The 23,844-nt window shown below is 32.4% G+C and carries 21 protein-coding genes and 1 pseudogene; 11 read left to right on the top strand and 11 right to left on the bottom strand.

All coding sequences use genetic code 11. The features are described 5' to 3' along the window. Positions 1-40: 40 nt before the first annotated feature. The 4 genes from ACQY44_RS25875 to ACQY44_RS25890 all read left to right on the top strand — a co-directional run bounded on the left by ACQY44_RS25875 (position 41) and on the right by ACQY44_RS25890 (position 3,681). Positions 41-1,219: a serine hydrolase domain-containing protein gene (locus ACQY44_RS25875; protein ID WP_428233150.1), complete on the top strand. Its 1,179-nt coding sequence runs from the start codon at positions 41-43 to the stop codon at positions 1,217-1,219. Between the two features lie 224 nt (positions 1,220-1,443). Next, positions 1,444-2,271, top strand: coding sequence for an SDR family NAD(P)-dependent oxidoreductase (locus ACQY44_RS25880; protein WP_428233151.1), 828 nt, complete (start codon positions 1,444-1,446; stop codon positions 2,269-2,271). Positions 2,272-2,396: 125 nt separating this feature from the next. Beyond that, a complete protein-coding gene (locus tag ACQY44_RS25885) occupies positions 2,397-3,068 on the top strand; it encodes an NAD(P)-dependent oxidoreductase (RefSeq protein ID WP_428233152.1) in 672 nt (223 codons plus the stop codon). 106 nt (positions 3,069-3,174) lie between these two features. Next, positions 3,175-3,681, top strand: a complete 507-nt coding sequence (locus tag ACQY44_RS25890) for a GNAT family N-acetyltransferase (RefSeq protein ID WP_428233153.1) — start codon at positions 3,175-3,177, stop codon at positions 3,679-3,681. A 637-nt stretch (positions 3,682-4,318) separates the two neighbouring features. Here ACQY44_RS25890 and ACQY44_RS25895 read toward each other — a convergent pair. Then, positions 4,319-4,867, bottom strand: a complete 549-nt coding sequence (locus ACQY44_RS25895) for a hypothetical protein (protein ID WP_428233154.1) — start codon at positions 4,865-4,867, stop codon at positions 4,319-4,321. Positions 4,868-5,102: 235 nt separating this feature from the next. On the opposite strand from ACQY44_RS25895, the gene ACQY44_RS25900 reads away from it, so the two are divergent. From ACQY44_RS25900 to ACQY44_RS25910, 3 genes are all read left to right on the top strand, one after another. Then, entirely contained in the window at positions 5,103-5,891 is a 789-nt protein-coding gene (locus ACQY44_RS25900) for a winged helix-turn-helix domain-containing protein (protein WP_428233155.1), read from the top strand. 627 nt (positions 5,892-6,518) lie between these two features. After that, positions 6,519-7,061, top strand: coding sequence for a hypothetical protein (locus ACQY44_RS25905; protein ID WP_428233156.1), 543 nt, complete (start codon positions 6,519-6,521; stop codon positions 7,059-7,061). Positions 7,062-7,071: 10 nt separating this feature from the next. Then, a complete protein-coding gene (locus ACQY44_RS25910) occupies positions 7,072-7,461 on the top strand; it encodes a hypothetical protein (protein ID WP_428233157.1) in 390 nt (129 codons plus the stop codon). Positions 7,462-7,629: 168 nt separating this feature from the next. Here the strand turns inward: ACQY44_RS25910 and ACQY44_RS25915 are convergent, their stop codons facing one another. Next, positions 7,630-8,232: a hypothetical protein gene (locus tag ACQY44_RS25915; RefSeq protein WP_428233158.1), complete on the bottom strand. Its 603-nt coding sequence runs from the start codon at positions 8,230-8,232 to the stop codon at positions 7,630-7,632. 368 nt (positions 8,233-8,600) lie between these two features. Between ACQY44_RS25915 and ACQY44_RS25920 the strand changes: the two genes are divergently transcribed. From ACQY44_RS25920 to ACQY44_RS25935, 4 genes are all read left to right on the top strand, one after another. Next, a complete protein-coding gene (locus tag ACQY44_RS25920) occupies positions 8,601-9,008 on the top strand; it encodes a helix-turn-helix domain-containing protein (RefSeq protein WP_428233159.1) in 408 nt (135 codons plus the stop codon). 290 nt (positions 9,009-9,298) lie between these two features. Continuing rightward, the gene (locus ACQY44_RS25925) at positions 9,299-10,036 is read left to right on the top strand and encodes a hypothetical protein (RefSeq protein ID WP_428233160.1); all 738 of its coding nucleotides are present in this window, start codon (positions 9,299-9,301) and stop codon (positions 10,034-10,036) included. Between the two features lie 4 nt (positions 10,037-10,040). After that, entirely contained in the window at positions 10,041-10,529 is a 489-nt protein-coding gene (locus ACQY44_RS25930) for a hypothetical protein (protein ID WP_428233161.1), read from the top strand. Between the two features lie 25 nt (positions 10,530-10,554). After that, positions 10,555-10,761: a hypothetical protein gene (locus tag ACQY44_RS25935; RefSeq protein WP_428233162.1), complete on the top strand. Its 207-nt coding sequence runs from the start codon at positions 10,555-10,557 to the stop codon at positions 10,759-10,761. Positions 10,762-10,997: 236 nt separating this feature from the next. Here the strand turns inward: ACQY44_RS25935 and ACQY44_RS25940 are convergent, their stop codons facing one another. The 9 genes and pseudogenes from ACQY44_RS25940 to ACQY44_RS25980 form a co-directional block, all read right to left on the bottom strand. After that, positions 10,998-11,576: a DUF4833 domain-containing protein gene (locus ACQY44_RS25940; protein WP_428233163.1), complete on the bottom strand. Its 579-nt coding sequence runs from the start codon at positions 11,574-11,576 to the stop codon at positions 10,998-11,000. A 214-nt stretch (positions 11,577-11,790) separates the two neighbouring features. After that, positions 11,791-12,222 carry a GtrA family protein gene (locus tag ACQY44_RS25945; protein WP_428233164.1) on the bottom strand — a complete coding sequence of 144 codons (432 nt, stop codon included), beginning with the start codon at positions 12,220-12,222 and terminating at the stop codon, positions 11,791-11,793. 1 nt (position 12,223) lies between these two features. Next, positions 12,224-12,910 carry a CDP-alcohol phosphatidyltransferase family protein gene (locus tag ACQY44_RS25950; RefSeq protein WP_428233165.1) on the bottom strand — a complete coding sequence of 229 codons (687 nt, stop codon included), beginning with the start codon at positions 12,908-12,910 and terminating at the stop codon, positions 12,224-12,226. Positions 12,911-13,063: 153 nt separating this feature from the next. After that, complete coding sequence (locus ACQY44_RS25955) at positions 13,064-13,870, bottom strand: phytanoyl-CoA dioxygenase family protein (protein WP_428233166.1); 807 nt, start codon at positions 13,868-13,870, stop codon at positions 13,064-13,066. 232 nt (positions 13,871-14,102) lie between these two features. Next, positions 14,103-14,900: an SDR family NAD(P)-dependent oxidoreductase gene (locus ACQY44_RS25960; RefSeq protein ID WP_428233167.1), complete on the bottom strand. Its 798-nt coding sequence runs from the start codon at positions 14,898-14,900 to the stop codon at positions 14,103-14,105. A gap of 157 nt (positions 14,901-15,057) precedes the next feature. Continuing rightward, positions 15,058-15,717: pseudogene (locus ACQY44_RS25965) on the bottom strand (RHS repeat domain-containing protein); the annotation flags it as partial. 412 nt (positions 15,718-16,129) lie between these two features. Further along, positions 16,130-16,672, bottom strand: coding sequence for a hypothetical protein (locus tag ACQY44_RS25970; RefSeq protein ID WP_428233168.1), 543 nt, complete (start codon positions 16,670-16,672; stop codon positions 16,130-16,132). Beyond that, the gene (locus tag ACQY44_RS25975; RefSeq protein ID WP_428233169.1) at positions 16,669-20,235 is read right to left on the bottom strand and encodes a DUF6443 domain-containing protein; all 3,567 of its coding nucleotides are present in this window, start codon (positions 20,233-20,235) and stop codon (positions 16,669-16,671) included. Before ACQY44_RS25975 ends, ACQY44_RS25970 begins: the two co-directional genes overlap by 4 nt. 12 nt (positions 20,236-20,247) lie before the next feature. Then, a complete protein-coding gene (locus ACQY44_RS25980; RefSeq protein WP_428233170.1) occupies positions 20,248-23,622 on the bottom strand; it encodes a hypothetical protein in 3,375 nt (1,124 codons plus the stop codon). Positions 23,623-23,844 lie beyond the last annotated feature (222 nt).

Consider the following 23,844-nt stretch of genomic DNA (forward strand, 5'->3'; position numbering starts at 1 on the left):
AGTAAATAACTTCAATTTTGACATTTATAAAACGAATAAAATGTCAAAAAAATTTGAAATAATTAATGCAGAAAGGGATACCACCATTTCTAATTGGAGAATTAATCCTTTCAATCGCTGGGCATTTCACAATGTTAAAAGATTTATCCCGTCGCTGTCCATCGAGAATGACGCCCTTCATGCTAATGTTTTTAGAAACGCTTCGAAATCTCTAAATGGTTTTCTACTAAAATTGCTGTTAAAAATTACAGCAACCGACTCTTTAGTAGTTCTTCACAAGGGTGAAATTGTACATGAGTCCTATACTAATGGAAATGATTTTCGCACTCCTCATATACTAATGTCAGCAACTAAAGCTGTGATCGGAATTCTCGCAGGTATTCTAGAACATAAAGGAGACATCGATCTGAATGCTTCCGTTTCGACCTATATTCCGCAAATTAATGGAACCCTTTATCAGCATGTAACTTTACGTCAATTGCTTGACATGCGCTCAGGAATAGTGTTAAGTGAAGATCAGCAAAAAAACTATGATCTTGCAACTAATTGGGAGTCTGTACCAGAAGGAAATCAGCCAATGAACCTACATGAATTTTTCATCTCATTAAAACAACCTCAAAAAGCAACAGATGACTCATTTAGCTATGTTTCTGCTAACACGGACCTTTTAGGTTGGGCAATTGAAAATGCGACAGGAAAAAAAATCAACAAACTCCTGAGCGAACTATTATGGAAACCAATAGGTGCTGAGAACGAGGCCTTTATTACTGTAGATAAAGAAAAAAATCCCAGATGTACAGGAGGTCTTAACACAACAGCTCGTGATTTCGCCCGCATAGGTCAACTTATCATCGATGGTGGAATTGCTGATTCAAAAGAAATTATGCCCTTATCTTTGATCGAAGATATTCTAAATAATGGTGATACTGATGCCTGGAAAAATGGTCAATGGGGTAAAGCTTTTGCGCCTATCAGCAAAAATATGTCTTACCGAAATGGTTGGTATATTATAAACGAGAAGACACAGATCATGTTTGCCATGGGAATTCATGGACAGAATCTTTTTGTTGACAGAGCAAACCAGATTGTTATCGCCAAGTTTTCGTCCTGGAACAAGCCAACCGACTATTTATCTTTACCATTAACGCATTATATGGTAAAAAAAATAAGGGAATCATTGATAAAAAGATATGATCATAGTCAGAAAGCACACAATTGACGAATTGGTTTTAAATTTTACTATTTGCCCAACCTAGTTTTATAATCTTATCTGACTATTAATTACCTACTAAAGTCTTCCATAAGATTTAACTCTACAAAAAAAAGTAATGTAGTCCCAAAATAAATAACCCCGAATTATCAATTTCACTTACTACTTAAGTGAGCAGAAAACTATTTAAGAGCCCAATTGATTAATTTCAAATTCATATTAAAAATAATCTCATGAAAAAAACAATTGTAATTACCGGAGGAACTGGTGGTATTGGATATGCTGTTGCTCTGGCGCTAGCTAAAAAAGGTAATACTATTATACTACAGGGTCGCGATACTGAAAAAGGTAGTCAAATTGCCGAAGAACTTTCAACGATAAATGGCTCCTCCGCAAGATTCATAGCTGCTGATGTTTCTACTATTGAAGGAATCAAACAACTCGCAGGAGAAATAAAAAAGCTGACCAATAAAATTGATGTATTAATTCAGGCTACAGGTACCCTAAATTCTCAAAGGAGCGAAACAAAAGATGGTTTATATGGAAGTTTTGCAGTGAATTATCTTTGTAAATTTATGCTCGATGAGCTTTTAATTGAGGAATTACAACGCGCGCAGGGGAAAATTATTATTGTAGGTGGTCCACTTAGAAAAAATGCTTTAATAAATTTTGAAGACTTACAGATGAAAACTAGCTATTCCTTAATGAAAAGTATAGGCCAAAATATGCTTGCCATTCACATGCATGCTCAAGAGTTCAATAAACGATATGGCACCTCAATTCCAATTAATGTTATCAATGCCGGAGTTGTGAAAACCGGAATTGATCGAAATGTAAAAGGTGTTATGAAATTTCTTTTTACTGTTTTTGGGCCTTTGATTGGCAACAGCGTCGAAAAAGCAGTTTTAAATGTTCTGGCTCTAACTGAAACGAAATCGCAAGACTCAGGATATTTCTTTCCCAAAGTCGCAAAACCTTCAATAAAAGAACAAATAAATTTAGATTCATTTATCGCGTCAAAATTATGGGATGAAAGTATGAGAATTGGAAAATTGAACTGATTAAGATTAATCTTAAATCTGCGAATGAAAATTACAGAAACAATAAACAGGGCTGTAATTATTTGCTAATTTTATTTGAATCTCTTACCAATAAATTACATAACATTAGTTTAACTAAAATTACTATGGAAAAAACAATATCAAAAAGAATACTCATACTGGGAGCAACAGGAAGAACAGGCAAACACGCTATCCAATTTGCGTTAGAAAAAGGGTATCAGGTTGCTGCATTAGTGAGAAATCCAACTAAAATTAATGTAAGATCTAATGGGCTAACAATTATAACCGGTTCCCCCACAAATAGCAATGATGTACGTAAAGCAATGAAGGACTGCGATGCGGTACTAAGCTTATTAAGCCCGTTAACACGCGGCGAAGCGATTTCCTTTCGCAAAATAGATCCTCCTCATTTTTTAGAAAAAACCATAACTATTGTCTTAAAAGTTATGAGTGAATATGAGATCAAAAGAATTTTAATACTATCTGCCATTGGCGCCGGAAATTCTTTTCAATATGCCCCATGGTATGTAAAATTATTGATTAGAATGACAAATTTTAAAATCATTTTTGATGATCACAATGCGCAGGAATTCTTAATCCAGGAGTCTTTAACAAAATGGACAATTGCCAGACCTGTGGGTTTAAATGAAAAAGAGACCTTAGGAGAATTAGACGTTACTTACGACCGCAAACTAAGGCCCTTTCAGATGAGTCGCAAACTACTTGCTAAATTTTTTATTGATAATTTATATACTGATACTTACAATCAAAAAATACCAATGTTATCAGAAAAATGATAACTAAAATTATTCATTACCTCTAAAAATCTCATGAAGCTCGTAACAATTGCAAATTTGCTATTACAGCTTATTGAAAATACTAAAATTATACCATTTAAAATTCATGATCGAAAAAGCTACATTACAAGATATTTCAAAATTAACGGCACTTATCAATTCTGCATATAGAGGAAAAAATTCTAAAAAAGGCTGGACTACCGAGAGTCATTTGCTAGAAGGAAAAAGAACCACAGAAAAGGAATTAACGGATATAATTTTAAACCCTAAAAACACATTTCTAAAGTTTACAGAGAACCAACAAATCATTGGATCAGTCCTTTTCGAAGAGCAAGATCACCAATTGTATTTGGGAATGTTAACTGTTTCGCCAGAATTACAAAATAGCGGGATTGGAAAAAAGATGTTGGCAGAAGGTGAAAATCACGCTAAAACTTTAGGGCTATCTATTATTAGTATAACAGTTGTTTCGGTTCGCTCTGAGTTAATTGCTTGGTACAAACGTCATGGCTATGTTGAGACAGGCCAAAGAGAAGCTTTTCCTGAGAGCGAAATTCATATTAATATTTCAGAAAAACCATTAGAATTTATCTATTTAAAAAAACAAATTTAAAATCGTACTATCTTGTTTCAGCAAGGTTTTGCAAACAATCCTTTAATCCTTTTATTATCATTATAACCCCTTAAAAATATTTAGTAAAAAAACTACTCATTTCGTTTCATTAGTAATTTTCGAATTAAATGAACGCTCAGCAACCCCAAAGTTTTTATGATAAATGATCTTATGATTATTTTGAACTAGCACCGTTCCATTGAATTGGTTCTTAACAGCATATTCATCCACCATTTTGCTTATATTGCTTTTTTGAGCAAAACAATATGTGTTTATAATTCTGGTAAGCCAATCTCTTCAAATCCTCCATAAAGTATAGGAATTTGTCCAGTGGAGGTCACAAGGCCAAATGACGCCAATTGAAGACAATTGGCGCCATTTTTTTCATATACGCTATTAAATAATTAAGTTTTGCTCGTTTTTGTTTTTTATTTTTTTTTAAATCGCATTAAAATAAAAAAGCAAACTGCAAAAGAATACGCATTTAAATGAAAAATAAGAGAAACTTAAATTTTAGCTTTCGATAACTTAACAAGATTCGAACATAAAGAATAGATCTGAATTAAGTCATACATTTTCATAAACTGCTATTTCCGATCTCATGAGGAAATTGTCTATCAGTTCGCAATTTCTTTGCTTAGCAACCGTCTTTGTGAGATGCACGTTTGTAAATCATCTTACTATCTCGTGCTACATAGTCACCAGATATAATTGGGTATAGGTACTTAGGTGCATGGGATACACTATGGCTTTTTATAATTATTGTGTCGTTAACTTTCAGGCTCTGTAACTGCTGAAATTCATTTTTGCCAGACTTTTCCAATCCAAAACTAAGTATATAATCATCATGATTAATCTTTACCATCACCCCAAAGCCTAATCTTGAGCCTACTGGAAGAGAAAGAGTGGTTACAACTGCCTCCATATTGACATAATCATTAATAGAGTTTCTTATTTTAGCTTCACTGGCATACACTTTTTTACCTGCGGGAGACGCTTCCCATTTTTTATACATTATTCCATCAGGAGTATCCTCCCATTTTTTCAATGCAGTTCTGTTTTCAGCAATAGAAAGTTTTTTGGGTGTTGACTTTTCAAAAATTTCATTTTTAGTTTCACGATTTGTAAATACAAATCCGCTTACCACAACCAAGGATAAGATCAACACATAAATCATTTTTTTCATACTTTTTGTAGTTTTAATTAATAACATCGTTTTATCTGCTTATTAAATTTTATGCAGCAAAATTACTTTGATATATTTTGGCTTGAGCGATAAAAATTGTAAATAAAAATGTAAACTTTGTAAATAAATTACTGACACTATGCATCTTAGTCGAAATTTCATTTCAGAAAATCGTAAAGTTCTATTTGTATTGATCTTAACCTTGCTTGCCGTTATAATCTGTACGGCTTTTAGTATGGAAGATAGTGACTTTGACTTTGCCAAGAGAGAAATTTTACTTCGAAGGGTCGGACACGAATTACTTCTGCAATCGGGCGACAGTACATCAAGGGTACTCCCTGTAAAAAAGATTTCAGAAAATGAATACCAGATCAGGTTTGAAAATGATTTTAGTTTTCAACCGGACTCATTAGTAAATATTACAAGTCGTTTATTAGCCAAAGATCAGTTCGCAACTTATTATATCGTTAACGTTCTAAATTGTAGTAATTCTAGTGTTGCTTATGGATATGCTATATCCAAAAATAAAAAAGATGATATTGTAACCTGCATAGGAAGAAGACAGCCCAAATCCTGTTATATGATTAACATTAAATTCAAGCCAGCGGAAATAACTACAGCAGAGAATAAATATTTTTTGGGCAGTCTGTCTTTTTTAGTATTTGCAGGTATTATTTTTTTTAAATCTGTCAAGCCGCGAAAAACATTACCTGAAAAACAAAATAAAGGTATTTATACTTTAGGATCGGCATTATTCGATACAACGAATCGAAAACTTATCATAAGCGGAAATACAATAGACCTCACCGGAACAGAAACCCGTGTATTGCTGATTTTGGCTTCTTCTCCAAACAAAATAATAGAAAGAAGCCGCTTACAAAAAGAGATATGGGAAGATGACGGTGTAATTGTAGGCCGTAGTTTAGATATGTTTATATCTAAGCTTAGAAAAAAACTTGAATCTGATCCAAATATCAACATTGTTGTTATACGTAGCAAAGGCTATAAACTTGAAATTAGCTAATAGAAAAAAATTTACTAACTAAAAAATCTTTCAATACTTTTGGTTTTGAAAACTACATTTACTGAATAAATATGAAATACAGAATTTTTAGATCAAATTCGTAGCAATCCTATTTTAAACTTAATACTTTTTCTGTCTCAAAAGCTAAGACGATTTTTAAAAGAGGTCAACTATTTGTTTTTTTTGCGTTGCATTTTCCATCAATCCCTAACAGGACATCCAAACCAAATTCATAAAGCCAATGGAGGACAGACACTAAATATAGGATGCCAATTTCTTCAAATCATCCATAAGATATAGAAACGTGTCCTGTCGAGGTCATAAAATTAAAATCCCATTTCTAATGGGATTTTTTTATGGATAATCTATAGTTTTATTGACCCATTATCCGAAATTTTTAACTCTTATAAATTGAAACATATTGCAGTTTTTAATGACTGTAAATAAATTTACGACTTCGATATAACTGTTTCTGCTTCGTTCCTGCAACTATTTCACGTAGTAGTCAAAATTCCATAATAATAAATAATCATGGGTAAACCCTTGAGGTAATCACCGAATAAAATATTACCTATCTTTAACAAAGTAAAATGAAGTATTATTTTAATCTATAAAAAACCTTAAGATATGAAATTCTGGAAAGGCTTTATTATATTTTGGATCATCTTTTTGTTGTTTTTTGCTATCGGGCTGCCACTCATTCTCCATTACGCAGGAAATCATCATCAAAGCGATTATCAGATGATTCACACCTCTGCCAGCGAAGCATTTATTTTGCTTGGCCTGGGCACGGTACTTTGGTGCATCGTATTTATTTATTACATCAGGCAATTTTTGATTCATCCTCTTTCGAAAAAAAATGACAGTATTCGATTGTTGGAGCCTGATAAAAAAAGAAAAGTGCTTATTGCAATTGGGCTGCTGCTATTGATTGCTTTGGCAGCAGGAATATTGGTTTATAGTTATATAAATGAAAACCATGGCTATGGTTGGCGATATCTGTATTTTTGGCATCCTTACATCATGATTCCCGCCTCTTTTATTTTTTATTTAAGTTTTTTATTTGGCATTACCAATGGTATTTTTTCAAAATTTTCAGGCAATACACAAGTAATAAAAAAGATAACACAAGGTTCAGACATGGAGCGTAATAATAATCGAAATAAATAAAATTGACAATATGAAAAGAATACTGATGGCTCTAATTATTAGTTTGACAACAATGACAGTCTTTGCACAAAATCAAACCACCACAATTCCTGTCAATTCGCCTGATAACGACATTGCATATCGCCTTTTTTCAACACAAAATACCTTGACATTTATTAAGTTAAACACAAGAAATGGGCAAATGTGGCAGGTGCAATGGGACACAGGAAAAGGAAGATTTGAATCTCCTTTATCTTTAACACCTCGTGTTTCGGCCGAAGAAGAAAAAAATGGCAGATTCTTTCTTTATCCGACAACCAATGTATATAATTTCATTTTGATTGATCAGCTTGACGGACGTATTTGGCAGGTTCAATGGTCATCTAAAATTAAAGATAGGATCGTTTTACCAGTCGAGTAAAAAATTGTTACGATCATTAATTTAAAATTTAGGCCTTGAAGACACTATAGATAATAAAGAATAGCCTAAAAAAAAAGCGGAATACTTACTACTAGTATTCCGCCTTATAAGTCATCTTACCAGGAATTATAAAAAGTTTTTATTTTATTATATCCATGTAAATCCTCATTACCAATTATTTATCTTTTGAGATTTATCAATAATTTGTTTTAAAACCGAATTGAAATGATTGTTTAATCCATTCGAGGCATCTTCTAAAAGAAGTTTTCCATTTTTATCATAAATAGCAACTCTATCGTTTTTGCCTTTTACAAGTTTTAGCGTAAACCAGCCGCTGCTGCCCCAGCCACTTGTAGGTCTGTAAGTTCCTTCATACCATCGTTTGCATTCAAAAACAGGACTGTTAATTCGAATCTTACCGTCTTTAAAAAGAAAAGATAACGTATAAGATAAGTCATATTTATAAATTCCTTTTCCAAAACCTCCAGCGCTATGCTTTACCGTTAGCGCATTTTCTTCATACGCAGTCAAACTAATACTTTCCCCTTCCACTACATTGAGTCCTTTTTGTGGATTACTGTACAATGAATTAATAGCATTGAGTACATTCTTGTACAAATCCTTCTGTTTTGCATTTGACACATTTACTACCGTATAATCGCTATTATCGTTTGATACAAAGCCTTGCGGAGTTAGTTTAAAATATTGAGCGAAGCTTAGCTGTGTAACAAGCAGAAGTACGGCAATACTGAGTGTTTTTTTTATGTTCATAATTTGTAAAAATTCAAGGTTATTAGTAATTCTAGTATTATCTACTATTTGATTCAAACAAATTTACTCTAGGCCGATACGAAAAACAATACCTGATTTCATGGTTATTTCATGTAAATTTTCTCCTCTCTTTTGTCTTGTTTTCTATTGCATCGAGCATTTTGATTAAAAGAATATAAACCCTCGTCTGGTTAGCGTCAGGATCTTCGGCGGCATTATACCAAAAAACATTGGAGTAAAACAGAAATATAACCGGTATAATATCTGACAAAAAGGATGTTTTACGGGATATTTTTTTATCTTTGAAATTCAGGATTTTTTATCCAAATGGCTTTATCTTTGAGCCTTTAGAAAAATTGATATTCGTTATGGAACAGAAAATACATCAGGGAAGAAACGTAAAACGTTTCAGAGAAATGCTTAACATAAAGCAGCAAGCTTTAGCTTATGATCTGGGCGAAGACTGGAACCAGAAGAAAATTTCTATGCTGGAGCAGAAAGATGTAATTGAAGACAGCCTGCTGAAACAGATTTCGGCTGTATTAAAAATTCCTGTTGAAGCTTTTCAGAATTTTGATGAGGAACAAGCGATCAATATTATTTCTAATACTTTTGGAGAACACGCTTTTAGTAATTCATTTAATTACGGAACAATTAATATTCATCCAATTGAAAAATTGATTTCACTTCATGAAGAAAAAATAGCATTATACGAACGTATGTTGAAAGAGAAAGATGAAATGATGGTAAGGCTTGAAAAATTGATTAATAAATAATTAATTATAAAGATATTTTAATTCTATAAAGAGACTTTCGAGTCTCTTTTTTGTTTTGGTACATTATTTTATGGGTGCGAAGTTAGGAAATAGTCACACAGTTTTCGTAAGAACTCTTTGGAGCGGGACACGGAAAGAATTTCCGCGCTATCGTTGCGCATATCTGAGCCATTGAATTTATACAAAAACAGTATTTAGACTTTTAATGATATTTTTAAATCTTATTCTGGACATCATAATTATTTGTATATCTCAAATTTGAGAGATAATTAAATAATTACCTCCAAAATATGAATAAAAACATTTTTACAACAAAAACTGATTTAGATCCTTCAGAGTATAAAAAATTATTTGGAGACCCTTTTTGGAATGAACAAGGGAGTTCAAAGGCTAGAAGCTTCTATCTTCAGCAGAATGAGAGAGAAAAAGCTTTAATGTTAAAAAAGAATTATCTTGAAATGATTAAAAAAGCCAGGGAAAGAAATTATAATATGGCAGCAGATTGTTTACAATGGTGGCTAGACGGATCAGGATTTACTAAAACTATGGACTTTAACTGGTTGAGAAAACAAAGGGAAGTTATTTCTGCAGAAAATGTAAATATTGAACGTTTTGAAAACGACGAGGATACTTATTTTGGACTTTTCCTGCTAACTCTGGAAGAAGGAAGGCCTAAGAACTTTACTACATATTATGACAAACAAGTAAGAGCAGGTATTTTTGGGGAATTGTATTATGCAAGTGGTAGTAGTACATTAAGTTCAAGATGTCATTTTAAAGTTACCAAAAAGGATAAAAACTATACACTATCAGGTGAAATAATTCATTCTTGGAATGATAGATATGATTGGCATAAAGGAGCATCGGCTTATATTTACGGTTTCGGAAACATTGGAGATTCAGATGCATTATTAGTCGAAAAATATTGCGGCGCTAAACCTTACGAGATGCGCGGTCAGTGGAAGCAAAGTTTCAATCTTACCTTTCAATTTAATTCTACAGGAGACTTAAAACTAAAATTAAAATAGAATAATGAAAAAGAAAATACTTTTTGTGTTGATCACATTTGCTCTTTTGTTTTCTGCTTATTTTTATTGGGAAAATAGATACGTCGAACTTAGGCCCGTAATTTTAGCAGAAGTAGAATATACCCGTCAAATAACATTTTTTGACAATGATCTTTACAAATTTGCAGAACCAAATGAGGTTTCTCCAAGTTACTATAAGAACATAAAATGGGTTTTGGATGGTTCCAGAGTGGATTATGTTGAAGAAAATGGGATTATTTATGTACGAAATAAATTCCTGAACGACATGAATTTGGTTTGGAATTACACCACTAGAGCTACGTCTACGAAGTATTTTAAACTAGAAAAAGAGAGGGACAGCATTGATCTTATTTATAAAAATGAATATGTAGCTTCTCGGAGAAAAAAAATAGAATCTATTTTAAAAACTATAAAGACAGACTCTATTAAATTCCATGAAGAAAAAAAAAAGGAAATTAAATACTATCATTAAGGGATTTAATCATTAAGATAGAATAATGAAAAAGAAAATATACTTAGCAATAATAGTTATAATTCTTTTATTTGCTTCTTATTTTTATTGGCAAAATAGATATGTAGAACTTCGTCCTGTGCTTGTAAATGAGAATTTGCAAGAACCAGTATTGTTTTCAGAAACATTTCATAATCAATTATTAAAATTGCAAAAACAAATGAAATTCCGCCAAATTTTTATAAAAACATAAAGTGGATTCTGGAAAGAGAACATCAAGAATTTATTGTAAAAAACGGAGTGATTTATATCCGATATAAATACATGAATGATTATGAAATGATTTGGAACCATACCACTAAAACTAACAACCTCGAATGGTTTAAATCGCAAAGAAGGATGGATAGTATTAATGGAGAATACAAAAACACAAAAGAATTAGATAGAATTATTAAAGGGTTTCGTGATTAACTATTTGGATATAGTATCTCATTTCAATAACATCCTCTCAGTAATCATTTTATTTGAGGAAGTCTCAATTCCGGTAACTTCGGCATACTTTACATTGGGTAACCAAAAAGAACCTCCTTCAATGCGTACAAATATTTTTTCTACCTGTATTTTTTTCTGATTCATGCTTATAAAAACATGATATTTTTGATCTGAATCTATTTTTTTCAAGGTTAAGGGCAGCTTTTTATACGATACAAATTGAAGTTCAAAGTCCTCATTATTTAAGGCTTTACTTTCTATTCCGTATGCAAATTTGCGTTGTATATAACTAAAATCTTTTTTTTCTCCTTTTTCAGCATATCGAATCCAATAGGCTTTTATAGGATTGCTTTTGTCTATTTTTCCATTTTCCTGGTAGTTTATGGCATAAATAGCAGTGTTTGTATTGGGGTCCCGCTGAACGTAAAATAGCATATTATCTATATTTTTCGGTGTTGGAAAATGTAATGGTGATGGATTTTTGGATTGTGCCGATAGATTTTGAGAATATATATTTACTAAGACCGTTATAACGATTAGTGATTTTGTAAAATATTTAAATGGTAATTTATTCATAAACGAATTTTTTTTATAACGCCTAGATTAAGCGAAAAACTATAAAATTATCTAAAGATTTAATCAGGAAAGTAATTAGAAAAATCCGTTTTTATCAGCGTTTTCGCTTTAGCGAATCAGTAAAATCAGCGTCTAATTTTGACGCGGATAAAGCAGATTTACTTCGTAAAAACGCGGATAAAAACGGATTTGATTTGCCATAATTATTTATACATTAATTTGATTCAACTACATTCTGTTTTTCTTTTGCCCTAAAAACCCAATATTTAATCAGTGGATAATTAAATCCATAAGAGACAAAACTATCGGTGATTAATCTTCCGATTCTATAATCGATCTGAAATACTTTTTGCAAAATAAGCGTACCAGATGATTTTAAGGAAATGCTTCCCAAAACCACCAACGCAAATTTAAAAAGCTGACTATTGATGCGGCTGCTATAACCACATTGATTTTTAAATACCCAAAATCTATTGATGCTGAAATTGATAATGGCGCCAACGGTTCCGGAGATTAGAATAGAAAAGGTAAAATGCAATTTAAATACTTCAGTTAATAAAATCATTACCCCATAGTCGGTTATGCCACCTAAAAATGCCGCAACTTGTGCTTGCAGAAAAGTAAAAATGGATTTTTTCCTGAACATATCAGTCTTGGTTTTTATCTTTTAGATCGCCCAATTTTAAAAGTTTCAAGCTATCTATGATATTGATTATAAACAAAATAATAGTGATTAAACCCGCCAAATAGGTAATTGATCCGGGAAATAAAACTTCTAGAATTAAAATTAAAGCAATAATAAATCGAAGTTCTGTTGGGCCAACAAAGCCGGAATCTATACTGTATTCATTTGTAATTTTGTAGCGCAACTGGCTGATGATGATAGACCAGCCATACAATGCGACAAAAGCAAAGGCTATTATTTGTGTGCCATTTTTAGCATAAATGTAGTAGCCAAAACCTATAAGTACAATACCAATCCAATCGGCAATAATATCGAGTGCAAAACCATACCAACGACGCGGGATATTTCTGTAATAAGCCAATCTTCCATCTAAAGAATCACCTAACCAATTTATAACCAACCCGATAATACCCAAAAGTAAATACCACGTTGCTACATAAGTACCTAAAACAAAAGCTAAAAAAACGAATCCTGAACCCAGTGTACCCATTAAAGTGAGTACGTTTGGCGAAATGAATTTAGGCACCTTTGGAAGCAAAAATACAATTGTTAACTGTTCGGATCTTTTTAAAATATTAGTTCGATTACGGTCTGAAAATGTTCTTTGTACAATTGCATTTTTATCTTCAAGCTGTATTTCTTTTCCCATTAATAGCGCAATATTTGTAAGCCTGACAGTATAGCCAATTCTAGTTTTACAATTTTAAATTTTATTTTTCTTTGCGTATTTTTAAAAAAATCAGTCGTATTTTTTAGCTTACCTGATCTAACCAGATAACTAAATGCGAGGATAATCAGCATATTATTTAACAATACCAGCAAAGCGTTGATAGAAAACCGTTGGACTGTTCTCGTTTTTAGGAGCGTATTTTCCGGCTATAATCGGGATATAAATAACCCTTCTTCTACTCTCTTCGCCACGGATAGTTGATTCTGCCACTCTGTGCCACAAACGGCCATCGTGAACGGTTAAATCTCCAGCTTCCGGAGTGATGGAAACTTCCTGTGGATCGGGTTTATTATCTAAAAAGTATTTTTTACGAAAAAGCATTTGGTAAATACTTTGCTTGTGAGTACCCGGAATGATTTTAAGACCACCGTTTTCGGGTTTTAAAGTACTTAAGTGAATACCCACATTGAGCATCGGGTTTAATTTTGCACCATAAAAAATATCTCTCAAACCATCTGTATGCCAGCCCATTTTAGTAAACTTACTTTCCGGTCCATTGATATAATGATTAAAAACCATTCCGTCTTTTTCTTCGGTGCCTAATCTGGCGCCCTCGCCTGCCAATGGTAATAAACCATTAAATCTTGGATCAAGTAAAAGACCGCTTAAGGTTTGATGATGTTGATTGATAAAAGCAAAACGTTGTACTATAGGAGAACCATCTAAATCTTTTCCGTATTTAATAGGAACACCGTTTACTTTTTCAAGGTCATTGTCAATCCATTTTTGCTCTACTTGTTTCGAGGCATCAATAATGGATGAAACCGTTTCCGGATTTATAAATTTTTTGAAATGGATGAAGCCATGTTCGTTAAAAAATGCAATTTGCTCATTAGTTAATTGCTCAGTAAGGGTAAAGGTTTTATAAGAAGATACCATGATAATATAGATTTAATAAATGAAATAATATAGTTTGTAATTTTATCTAAAACAGAATAACAACAACTGCAACAACAACACATTAGCATGTTTGCGTGCATTCGGTTTTCAGATAAATTAAGCTTATTTTTTCGTTTATTTGACATACTCTATAGAATTAGTAGAATTTAATACAAACTTAGTTTAATTTTTCTTTTTACAAAGAATATTTTTTTATTTTTTTTTGAAAAAATTAAATCTTATAAATTCCCGCTGCGGTTTTTTCGATAAATCCCTTTGGTAGTATGCGGTTGGCATAAACTGAAATGATATTGGTAAAACCCGGTATAACTTCTGATTTTTTGCTGAACATAGCTTTTACTGCCATTTTTGCAACTCCATCAGGCTGCATATTAAACTTTTCAGCCATTTTGCTAAAGGCGTTTAAGCCAGCTCTTTCAGCAAAACCAGTATCAACGGGACCCGGACTAAAACAGGTTACTGAAATTGAAGTTGGGGCAAGTTCGAAACGCAAGGCGCGCGTAAACGATAAAACAAAAGCCTTTGTAGCCGAATAAACAGCCAGCGTAGGTACAGCCTGGTATGCAGCAGTACTGGATATGTTTAAAATGTAGGCTTGTTTTTCTTGTAAAAGTATGGGTACTAATAAATGTGAAAGTTCTACCACTACATTCATGTTAAGCTGCATCATACCAAGCTGATCGCTTAGCGAAGACTGACTAAAATCGCCCCACACACCATAACCGGCATTGTTAACTAAAATGCCAACGGGATAGTTATTCGTTTTTATCCAATCAGTTACTTTTTGCGATGCACCATTTACCGAAAGATCAATCGATAAAACAGAAGCATTGATGCCGTATTTAACTTGAAGATCATCAGATAGTACTTTTAATTCCTCGGCACTTCTTGCAACAAGCAATAGTGGATAACCCTGTTTCGCCAATTCATAAGCAATAGATTTTCCGATGCCTTTGCTGGCGCCGGTTATTAAGGCATACGGTTTCATTTTTTCGCTCGTTTTATTCATTTAATCATCAAATATAAAGATTAATTGTAAACCGTTGGGTGTGCAATGTTCTTTGCGTTCAAGAGCAAAGATGCTTGCGCTAGCTGGGCAAACAAAAAACTACCCCGTAATCGGAATGGCTTTTGTTTGATTCATCTTATTTTATATATCCAAAAAATTATTTATCAGTATTAGTTTTTAATAGTTTTCCTTTTTTATCAAGAATCCAATAAACACTATTATCAATCATTATAGATTTCTTTTTGAATCCATACAATTCCGGATTCTTTTCTCTTTCCTCAATACTAGGAATGGGAATTTCTACATAAGAATTCTTTTTTACTTTTAAAGAAAGAATTGGTCTGCCATTTTTCATTTCTGAATAAAAAAGATAATCAGTATCAAAAATTATGGGATAAAAGTTATCATTCACAAATAATTTTCTATCAGTTCTTAAAAAGTCGTTCCCATTAGAATTGATTAAATGAAACTTTAAAGTTGAATCTGAAAGATGCTCAATATAGAAAATAACATTTCTATCTTTAGCTTTGGATATTTCATTATAAATTGATTTCTCAGCACCAATATCAATTACATAAGTAATCAATCTATTAACCCATTGCCATGCACTTTCAGTAAATTCATTCCCATCAACATCCAAATTAAATACAGGATTATTTCCTGCATAATGATAAGGCGAGACCGAAACATACTTTTCTGCCATATTATCAATGTTCATCCAACGTCCTAATGCAGGGTCATAATTTCTCCATCCATAGTCATACAAATTCAGCTGATTCCCGTCAATATTCTCGTTTTGGAAATCTTTCCCGTTGAACTTATACTTGTATTGTCCTGTGCGATATTTTCCTCGCCTGAGCGTTTATTTTTGCTTTCCTGCGAGCAAAAACTATTTTTTAAGAACGTACTTTTTCATTTTCTTATCCGCTCAAAAATAGGTTTTTTAATTTTCATTTGAAAAATAAAATTGATTGATTTTTCTGTCTTTTTTTTTATTTTCAATTGAAGAAAAAAAAGCCAATAATTAAAGATTATAAAACAAAAACCTCGCACATTGGCAAGGTTTTATTGTTTCTATTCTTTGTCGATTCTCCTTGTGGGTGCGAAGTCAGGAGACATTCGCACAGCACCTTATAAGAACTCTTCGCAGAGCGGGTTTGAAATAGTTAAGGGTGCAAAATTGCACCCTTAACTTTACTTCCAATTTTTGTGAGCCTATCAATAATTTTTTATAGAGAACTCTTCGCAGAGTAATTACCTATATTTATTTTGTAGAAATCTAATTTGCCATTATTAAGCCTATAAAGAAATTCATCATAAATAAGGTCAATATTCATATCATTATTAATATTGAATTTTTTAATTTCTGATTTATTTGTTAAATATTTTTTTATGTATTTTTTACCTAATTTTAAAGGGTCTCGCACATAAGTCACATTTAAGTATTTATCTTTATAAATACCATTAACTTGTATAGGCAAATTTCCATTATAATTGCGTATTCCTACTGGGCTCATACTTATACTAACAATTGTATCTAAATCCTTTTTTGTAAATGTTACTTCATAAATATATAAAAATGAATTTTCTACTGGTGGAATCTCATTTTTATTTAATTTAATCTTCTTAGGTATCGGATATTTTTTCTGATATTCTAATATTTTATTATAAAGCTCATAATCTATTTGAGAATATTTATCAGTCTTAGAAGAATTAGTACTATTGTTACATGAAAAGATTATAATAGTAAAAAGTAATATTATTTTTCTCATTCCTTTAAATTTTTATAGTTTCCATTTATTTTCTTTATTAGCTTAATACCATATTGAGTTATGTTATACAAATTTGTTGATTCTGGAAAAAAAACATAATTTGGAATTGTAGATTTTCCCTTAGCAGCGTTATAACTGTCTCCCTGTAAATTCTGATCATCTCCATAATATCCCATTGAATTTTTTTCAGTATGCTTTGATGTATATATATCATCATAAGGATGATTATGATATCCTTTGTTTGCTTTGACTTTACCGTAAGCGCCAAATCCAGGAGATGACCATTCACTGTTATAAGTACCTAGTGATATTAAATTTTCGCCACCCTTTTCATAGAATTTCAAACTAAATTCAACCTTTGTATTATTAGCCGCAAAATGAAAAACATTTAGCATATCGTTCTCTGCAGTTTCACTTTGCTTCACCGTAGAAGTATATAATGAAGTTTTTTCTCCTTTCTGCTCTGTAAGTTGTCCTAAAAGTCCTTTAGTTTTAATAGTAATACCATCCTTACTATCTTGTTTTCCGTCTTTATTTGTATCAACTATGCTCTCGTTATTTTTACCTCCAAAAAACAATACGTCAGCAGCATTTTCTTTTAATGCTAGTACTGTTCTCCCTTGATCATTCATATAATATCTATCCATCCCATTTGGATCAATATAGTTAACAGGGTCGTTGCAAACATAAGAATATGTTGAGGAATAGAAATACTTCTCAGCAAGAGGATCAATATTCATCCATCGCCCTAACGCAGGATCATAATTCCTTGCTCCGTAGTCGTAGAAGTTAAGCCCCAGCTCGTCTTGGAGCTCCTTGCCGTTGTACTTATATTTCTGTGCAGTTGCATTTCCCAGATTATTAAAAGTTTCTAAATGAAATTTCTGTTTTAAACCAAACGGGTAATAATTGTTTTCTTCAATAATGTTTAAACTTTTGTTATAACTTAAACGAATGTTTCCTAAATGGTCTTTGTATTGGTAAATATACTCATAAACTCCTGAATTATTGCGTACATATCCTTCGGGCTGAGGAAAAAACTGCAGTATATTATTCTCGTACTGAAAACCTCCTGCATAATCTGTTGTAATACCGTTTATAACTTTTCTTTGCTTTGTTCCAATCGCATCGTAAGTATAATTAATACTGCCTCCCTGAATATTGATCTCAACAGGCAGGCTTAAATAATTATATGAAATATCTGTAATGTTTTTGTTAGCATCAGTTTTCATATTTCCATTGATATCATAGCTGTAATCTGTATTAGTACCACTAGATCCATTGTTAAATCCTTCACTATTATTAGAACTGTCTTCTACTTTCAAAAGCCTGTTACCATTATCATAAGTATAACTTAGATTATCTATGATGCCATAATTTGGAGTGTTTAATATAGTATTTCCATTTCTAAACAATGCTATAATATTGCCATTTTTATCATACGATGGTTTTTCGTTATAACGGTCTAAATTGTCTTTGGCATATGTTATTCGGTTAAGTGCATCGTAGCTATATTGATAACTTTTTAGACTTGGATCGGTATGAGCAGTTTTCCATAAAGTTTGACTTATATTACCATTGTATAAAGGATTTCCAGTTGTAGGGATATCATAATTTATTTGAAAAGCAAATAAATCGGACCCTATATTATTAATATCATTGATGCTTTTGAGCCATCCTCTAGCATTGTATTTGTAATCAACAGTTTGTACTCCGCCGACAATTTTTGAAATTAAATGCCCTAAATTATCATAGGTGTTTGAAGCAATTGTTTCTTCTGCCTGGCTATTTATTTTTTGCTTTTGTGTTAGCAAACGTCCAGTATGATCGTAAGTAAAATTATCCACTAATGTAATTAAAGGATTAATGCCTTTTTTATGAGTACTGGTTGCTGTTATAGTTTTTCCTGTAAAATCTAAAAGAGATTTTACAGTATTTGTCGCATCAAGAAAATTGTTTCTGTTGTAAGTATAAATATTTCTTCCTTTTGTATCAAAATAGCTGACAGAGGTAGTCCATGATGACGTCCCTAAAATACGTGTTTTTGCACATACAGGTAATCCTTTTGGTGCTGGATTATATGTGACAGCAGCTGTACTGCCATCTAAATCAATATCATTGTAATGATCATAGTATGTAATTGTCAACAGATCGATTCCATTTTTTGGAAAAGCATTATTTGAGTAATAGATGTTCACATTATTTATATTTAATGGCACTGTTACTCTGTTTTCAAATTGGGATGCGTTTCCATTAGCTAAACCTTGTATGGCACTTCGTGAGGTTTCAGAATTGTTTACGTATTCACCAGAATATGCGGGCCTCCCAAAAGCATCATATTTGGTAAAGATCCATTTATTTGTTAATTTTAATATTGCGTCTTGTGTTAGAATCGGTCGATTCAGTTTATCATAGACTATATATTCCCAGCCTTTTCCAGGAAGTTTTTTTTCTATAAGACGATTTTTATTATCATATTTATATTGATAACACAAATCGTTGAGGATATTCTCATTACTGTTTACGATGCTGGCACTAAAGACACTTCCCGCTTGGGCATGAAAACCTTTAGAAGGGTCACTTGGATCTGATGCTAAAATTATAGAATTACTAGCTGTTAGTTGTAATGGATTTTGAGAAGTTACAATGGCTGTTGAGGTTACGTTGGCTTGTACATTTGTTCCAGTAGAGAGAAGATCTGTTGCTTTAGGAGGAATTACATAAGTCAGGTTGCCATAAATATCATAGACATAATAGGTCTCATGTGGTGCTTCTGAAGAGATAATTTGTCCATTACTATTTTTATAATCTGCATAATTTTTTTTTAAAATCACACGTCCTTCTTTGTCTTTGAATTCCTCTGCAGTGTTATTTTTTCCTGAAGCCCAGTTTTCATTTTTTGTGATGGTTTTATATAATTGCAAATCACTATAAGTTCCTTGAAGTTCGATATTAGGAGTTTCTTTATTTCCATTGAGAAAAGATACTGCAAAACGTTTTACATTGTCATTTGTATTATCATTTGCATAATATTCGTATTTGATACTATGATCGCCATCCCCAAATTTATTTAGGACCCAGGATGCCCCCGGCGCGCTCTGTTTTTTTATCCTGCTTAGTGGGGAAGCCTCAGAATATTTTTCGGAGAAAGCATTTCCTTGTCTGCCATATGCACCTGTAAAGTCATTCGGATATTTACTGGCATAAAATTCATCAAGTTCATATATGTCGCCATAGTAATCAGCTTCAAGACTTGGCTCAAAATAAAAACTGCTGCCTGTTCTCGCATATTTTAGGTATTGCCTTTTCTCTCTTCCAAAATAGTCGTATGCAAATGGAGTAATTAGATCCTCTCTTTGTCCTCCTGCCTGCTTGTCGATACGCTGCAAAGGGCGTCCTAAACCATCAAAATAAGTGATTGTTTCTATTTTTTGGTCGGCTTGGGCATCTGAAGTTGTTTCTGTCTGATAGATTGTTTTTTTAATATAGTTTTTTGTTGTCGTTTGAGCCAAAACCATTAATGGCAGTAATAGAGCTGATGCAATATATAGTTTCTTTTTCATATCCATTTTGTTTTATGGTTTGTAATTATACTCATTCTTGCTTACTAAACTGCCAGCCGCATCAACGACCAGTTTCAGTCTGTTAAAGTTATCGTACTGATAATACATGGTATAACCTTTTGGGTCTGTAATACTGGTTACACCAATCAAGGGATCATATGTGTATGTTGTAGCCATTGCATTTGGAGCTGCATTTCTTAAATTAGTTAATGCAGTGCGTAAAGCATTTTCTGCAACTGTCGAATTATCTGCATTAGAAGCATTTATAGCAGTTGTAATTATGCTCTGAATATTTGCAGCATCAGCAGCCGTAAAATTTTCAAGTTTCGCGATTGGGTACTGCTCATTGTATCCCCATACATAATAAATTGAGGGGCCATCTGGGTATTTAGTCTCTATAAGTTTTCCATTTGCTGTATAACTATCAAAATTTAAAACAGGTTTATAATAAGGGCTGTAAGCTCCTTCAGAAACAGGAGTATTAAATTCTGCATTAGAAATAGTTTTAGGCAAATAAAGCCCCAAATTCAAATTATTAAAATATTCAGTTTTTTTAGCTTGCGTTACAATATTATTTTTGATAATAATGGTTTCTATGGGCATCCCAATCATATTTTTACTCACCATGGCATTACTTATAGCGTCATTAAAATCAAAAGGATATTTTATTTTTTCTGTTATTTGAATATTGTCATTTGAATAAGAAGTAGATTGAAGTAAATCTTTAGAATTGTAGCTGTAATTTGTTTCTGAAACCATACTTTTCTCATCATCTGTTTTGAGTGTATTGATAAGTTTTGTTTTTAATGGCCGTTCTATTTTGTAGTAATATTCTAATATATCACTGTCAAACCTTTTCTGTCCTCTGTCTCTAAATGCTTTTATAAGATTACTGTAGGTTGATGTATACTCATATTCTTCTTTTTCTACAAGTGTTTTTGGACCTCCTCCAGTTGTCTTAAATTTTTCTGTAGATTTTAGCAATCCATTAGTGTAATTAATATAAACAGGAGAGTCGGGAAAATTATCATCAAACCTATCAGACTCATTATTATTATGAAAATTATACCTTGTAGTAGCAACATCATCTTCTTCATCAAGGATATACTCTTCTACCCAGTCATATGATATAATATTACCATTATTAAAAGTTGATAAAGGAGCTTTAGACTCTGATACCTGTACAATACAACTCGCAATGTAATTTGGAATTCCAGCCCGTCTTCCAAGATAATAAAACACAGGTTGGGTAAGCATCATTCCTGTTTGATATGTAAATCTTCTTCGTTTTGCATCTGTTATGATTTCGCTTATTCTTATACCTGCTGCTGTATAATTAGATGTTGGACTTGGGGCAGTAGTTTCATAATATAATCTCCAGGAAGCCAGTACGTCTCTAGGTGGTGTATAGGCTGTAAATTCATATGTACCAGCATCCAAGGCATATTGTTTAATTGGAACAGAAGCTTCGCTTCCCTGTCCAAATGGGGCGGATCCATGCACAAATTCATAAAGATGAGGACAATCGTACGTATAAAGTGTATTTGTAGTTGGACTAATTTTTCTTATCCTTCCTAAAGGATTCAAATTAGGGTCACGATAGTAATAATTTGGATCTATTGCCCCTCTGGAATTTTCGAGATTACCTGTAATAGTTAATGTAGTTGGATTGGTGATTTGAAAGGTATAAACGCGGGAGGGCGGATAAATATCTTGATAAGGATTACTGCTGTAATAATTATAGACAGGTAAATCTGCCGCGAAATAATTGGTAAATGGCGGAGGTACCTCATAAGTATTATTTTGAAAATAGCCTGCAGAAATCAAATTTGGTTCATATTTATATTCAGATGTTCCTCCTGTGGGATAGGTGATTTTTTTTAGGGTTCCTATTATTGCTTTATTAAAGTCCCCCTCTTTTTTAACTCCCGTATAATTTACATTATTGATTTTTAATCCAATATAATAGTTTTCACCATATATCTTCCCGTTTTGAAACCCCCAATAATCAACATTTTTAGAATTTTTTGCTGGAAAACTGCCCTCAAAATAGTCGAATTTATAACCTGAATTAAGAGGGATATTTGCATAGTAAGCTGTATTGTAGCCGCTTATTGATGGATTTTCAGAGCGATATTCTGTAAGTTTATTTAACTTTAATCTTTTAAAAACATGTGCATAAATAGGATTTCCGCTATAATCATTATTAAAGTAGCCATAATCAAATTTGTAGCACTTTATTAATGTATTAATGCTGTTATAGATACATACTGCATCTAATTTTTCACTGTCTCCTTTTATATCTAATCGCTCAGAACTGGTAAATTCAACACGACCAAAATCACCCGAAATAGTCTTTAATCTTAAAGCATTATTAACCACCTTCGATTTATAATAGTACAGAGCTGTTTGCAGATTATAATTATAATTTTCAGAAGATTCCTGTGTTGGGAGGTATTGAGTTTCTGTATCGTAAGTAAAATTGATCTCATTGCCCTTGTTAGTAATTATTTTACTTAAGCACCAACTAGTCGCCATTGGATAAGGATTTTGAGCGCTTCGTTCATAATATGTTTCACATTCTAAACGAAATGGTGACCATTGAATAAAACTTGAAGCTTCACTGTCATATACAGCATTCAATGCTTCCGTGTTTTTATTCAGCCAGCCAATAGAAGAATAATTTCTGGTTATTTCCCATTGATTATACCAATATTGATTGCCGTCTTTATCAGTTAATTTAAAAGTAACACTGCCAGGAGACCTTACTACTTCAATTTTCAAATTATGAGATTTATCGAACAAAACAGCTCCACGTGACTTGTCTAATATAAATTTACCGCTCATATTTGGTATATTGTAGTAAAAAATATCTGGTTCAGGGTCATATTTTAAGTAATTAACGATATCTCCCATTACGCCTGAATAGTAACATGATACACCAGGCTCCATGCGCTGGCCGTATTGATTATCAAGTGTTGAACCAATATCCGGTGCATCATAATATCCATTTAGACAATCTTTATAACTCTGATCATAACCGTACAGCATAAAATCATCAACACTTTTAACGGTTCTCGTTATTCTGCTCCCAACATCAAGTGACCATCCTAATCCTACCCAAGTGGCTTCCTGATCTGCCCTTATGCCTGAAGCATGATAATTAAGATTTATAGGAAGCTTAAATCCGTCTGCATCAATTTCATAAAGTGGTACATTTATACTGGGGGTACCGCTGTAATATGAAACAGGTGAATCTGCATATTTAGCTAATTCTGCGGCTTCTGGTGTCATGGGAACAATATGAGGATATGCTGTGTCAAGGTTTTGGGAATAGGTATTTATTATGGAAATAATTGCGATTAAGCCAGTAACAAATTTTTTCATAGTTTAAGGTTTAAGGTTTTAGTTAATTAGTTTTTTTGTTGAGATATATTAATTCGACATTCAGTACGCATGAAAATACTTGCCAAAAAAAATGTATTTTTTAACAAGTATAAAGTTTTTAAATAAAATATATCGATATAGTATTGGGAATATATTAACAAATAAATCTTATTTGTTAATATATTTAAAGTATGTAATTTGTTACAAAAACAAAACTCCTTT

Source organism: Flavobacterium sp., assembly GCF_965277525.1.
In the GTDB taxonomy this organism is placed as follows: domain Bacteria; phylum Bacteroidota; class Bacteroidia; order Flavobacteriales; family Flavobacteriaceae; genus Flavobacterium.